The sequence below is a fragment of the Streptomyces solincola genome (genome assembly GCF_002982015.1).
Lineage (GTDB): Bacteria > Actinomycetota > Actinomycetes > Streptomycetales > Streptomycetaceae > Streptomyces > Streptomyces solincola.
Genome location: NZ_PVLV01000637.1, coordinates 1 through 2,868, shown reverse-complemented (window position 1 = coordinate 2,868; position 2,868 = coordinate 1). Strand labels below are relative to the sequence as shown.

Genomic DNA, 2,868 nt, shown 5'->3' with positions numbered 1-2,868 from the left:
GCGGCGTCTGGCGCCGTGCATTCGCAAGGCGGAGGAGGGAGCCGCTGCGGTGGGGGCACCTCCCAGGCCCCCGGGCCTGGGGGCCATTGGCGAGTGACGACAACGCCGCGTGGGGGTACCCCCGGACGAAGTCTGGAGGAGTGCGGTGTCCTGGGGGCACCTCCCAGCGGAGCCGGGGGAGCGTCGCGAGCCCAGCAAGATCCGAACGAGAGGCCCTAGCCCGCCTGACCAGGAGCCAGGTGGCAGGCCGCGCCCCGGCCCCGGCCCGGCAGCACCGGCAGCTCGGCCGTACGGCAGCGGGTGGCCGCCCCGGCCCGCTCGGCCTCCCCGGAGGCCAGCGCCGGGCAGCGGACGTGGAAGCGGCAGCCGGCCGGCACCCGCGCCGGGTCCGGCGGCTCCCCGCCCAGCACCACCGGCTCGCCGCCCGCCTCGGGCAGCACCGACAGCAGCGCCCGGGTGTAGGGATGGCGGGGCGCGGACAGCACCTCCTCCACCGTGCCGCTCTCCACGATCCGCCCCAGGTACATCACCGCCACCCGGTCCGCGATGTTCCACGCCAGACCCAGATCGTGGGTCACCACCAGCGCGGACAGCCCCAGTTCGTCGCGCAGTCGCAGCAGCAGGGCCAGGATCTCCCCGCGTACCGAGGCGTCCAGCGACGCCACCGGCTCGTCGGCGACGATCAGTTCGGGGCCGAGCACCAGCGCCCCGGCGATCACCACCCGCTGCCGCTGCCCGCCGGACAGCTCGTGCGGGTAGCGCAGGAAGAACCGCTCGGGCGGCCGCAGCCCGGACCGGGCCAGCGCCTCGGCGACCGCGGCCCGCTCGTCCCCGGCGTACCCGTGCACCCGCAGCCCCTCCGCCACCGCGTCGTACACGGTGTGCCGCGGGTTGAGCGATCCGCTGGGGTCCTGGAGCACCAGTTGCACCCGCCGCCGGTACGCCTTGAGGGCGCGCGCGCCGTACGAGAGCGGGGCGCCGTCGAAGGAGACCGTGCCCGCCGCCGGGGCGACCAGGCCCAGCAGCGCGCGGGCCAGCGAGGACTTGCCGCACCCCGACTCGCCGACCAGGGCTACGATCTCGCCGCGGCCGATGTCCAGGTCCACCCCGTCCACGGCCCGCGCGGCCGGCCCGCCGCGCCGCCCGGGGAAGGCGACCTTCAGCCCGGCGGCCGAGAGCAGGGCAGCGGGGGCGGTCACGGGCTCGGTGACGGCGCCCTTCACCGGTACGGAGGTCATGCGCGGCTCCCGGCGGTCGGGTCGGAGTCGGTGACGGCGGCCGGACCGGCGGCGTACGCCCCGGTGCCGGGGCCGGACGGCAGCAGGCCCGGCGCGGCGTGGACGCAGGCCGCGCGGTGGCCGGACCCCTGGGCGGCCCCCGGGGCAGTCTCGACGAGTGGCGGATCGACGGCGGGGCAGACCTCGACGGCGTCCGGGCAGCGCGGGTGGAAGGCGCAGCCGGACGGCAGGGCGGCCGGATCGGGCGGGTCGCCGGGCAGGCCGCGCGGGGCGCGCCGGGACGCCGGGTCGCCGACGCGCGGGAAGGCCGCCGACAGCGCCCGCCCGTAGGGGTGCCGGGCGGCCCCGTACACCTCGCGCGCCGGGCCCTCCTCCACCACCCGGCCCGCGTACATCACCGCGAGCCGGTCGCAGGTGTCGGCCAGCACCGCCAGGTCGTGGCTGATCATCACCAGACCGATGCCCTGCTCGGCGACCAGCCGCTCGATCAACCGCAGGATCTGCGCCTGGATCATCACGTCCAGCGCCGTCGTCGGCTCGTCCGCGACGACCAGCCGGGGCGCGCAGGCCAGCGCCATGGCGATCATCACCCGCTGGCGCTGCCCGCCGGACAGCTCGTGCGGGTACGCCGAGGCGCGCGCCGCGGGCAGCCCCACCTGCTCCAGCAGCTCGCCCACCCGCGTACGGGCCTTCGCCCCAGTCGCCAGGCCGTGCACGGCCAGCGGCTCGGCGATCTGGTCGCCGACCCGGTGCACCGCGTTCAGCGAGTGCATCGCCCCCTGGAACACCAGCGACGCGCCCGCCCAGCGCACCGCCCGCAGCCTGCCCCAGCCCATGGTCAGCACGTCCTCGCCGTCCAGCCGCACGCTGCCGGTCAGCTTCGCGGAGGGCGGCAGCAGCCGCAGCAGGGCGTGCGCCAGCGTGGACTTGCCGCAGCCGGACTCGCCGGCCACGCCCAGACTGCCGCCCGCCGCCAGCGACAGGTCCACCCCGCGCACCGCCGGCACCGCGTCCGGCCCGCTGCCGTACACCACATGCAGGTCCCGTACTTCCAGCAGACTCAACGTCCCGCTCCCAGCCTCGGGTTGAGCACCGACTCGACCGCCCGCCCGCACAGCGTGAAGGCGAGCGCCACCAGCGCGATGGCGATGCCCGGCGGGGCCAGGTACCACCAGTGGCCCGAGGAGACCGCGCCCGCCTCCCGGGCGTCCTGGAGCATCCCGCCCCAGGAGACGACCGTCGGATCGCCGAGCCCCAGGAAGGCGAGCGTCGCCTCGGTGAGGATCGCGGTGGAGATGCACAGCGTGGTCTGCGCCAGCACCAGCGGCATCACATTGGGCAGCACGTGCCGGCCCATCACATGCCCGTGCCCGCCGCCCAGCGCCCGGGCCCGCTCGATGTACGGGCGGGACTCCACCGCGATGGTCTGCGCCCGCACCAGCCGGGCGGTCGTCGGCCAGCTCGTGATGCCGATCGCCAGCACCACCGTCCACATGCTCCGGGACATCACCGTGGCCAGCACGATCGCCAGCACCAGCGACGGCATCACCAGGAACCAGTCGGTCACCCGCATCACCACGGTGGCGAACCAGCCGCCGAAGTGCCCGGCCGCGATGCCCACCACCGCCCC

At 76.4% G+C, this 2,868-nt stretch carries 3 protein-coding genes; all 3 read right to left on the bottom strand.

The features are described 5' to 3' along the window. Window positions 1-215: 215 nt before the first annotated feature. Window positions 216-1,238 carry an ABC transporter ATP-binding protein gene (locus C6N75_RS28570; protein ID WP_105871747.1) on the bottom strand — a complete coding sequence of 341 codons (1,023 nt, stop codon included), beginning with the start codon at window positions 1,236-1,238 and terminating at the stop codon, window positions 216-218. Beyond that, window positions 1,235-2,302: an ABC transporter ATP-binding protein gene (locus C6N75_RS28565; RefSeq protein WP_105871746.1), complete on the bottom strand. Its 1,068-nt coding sequence runs from the start codon at window positions 2,300-2,302 to the stop codon at window positions 1,235-1,237. Before C6N75_RS28565 ends, C6N75_RS28570 begins: the two co-directional genes overlap by 4 nt. After that, window positions 2,299-2,868: ABC transporter permease (locus C6N75_RS28560; protein ID WP_146132707.1), on the bottom strand; the 570-nt coding region annotated here is incomplete at its 5' end. The genes C6N75_RS28565 and C6N75_RS28560, both read right to left, overlap by 4 nt.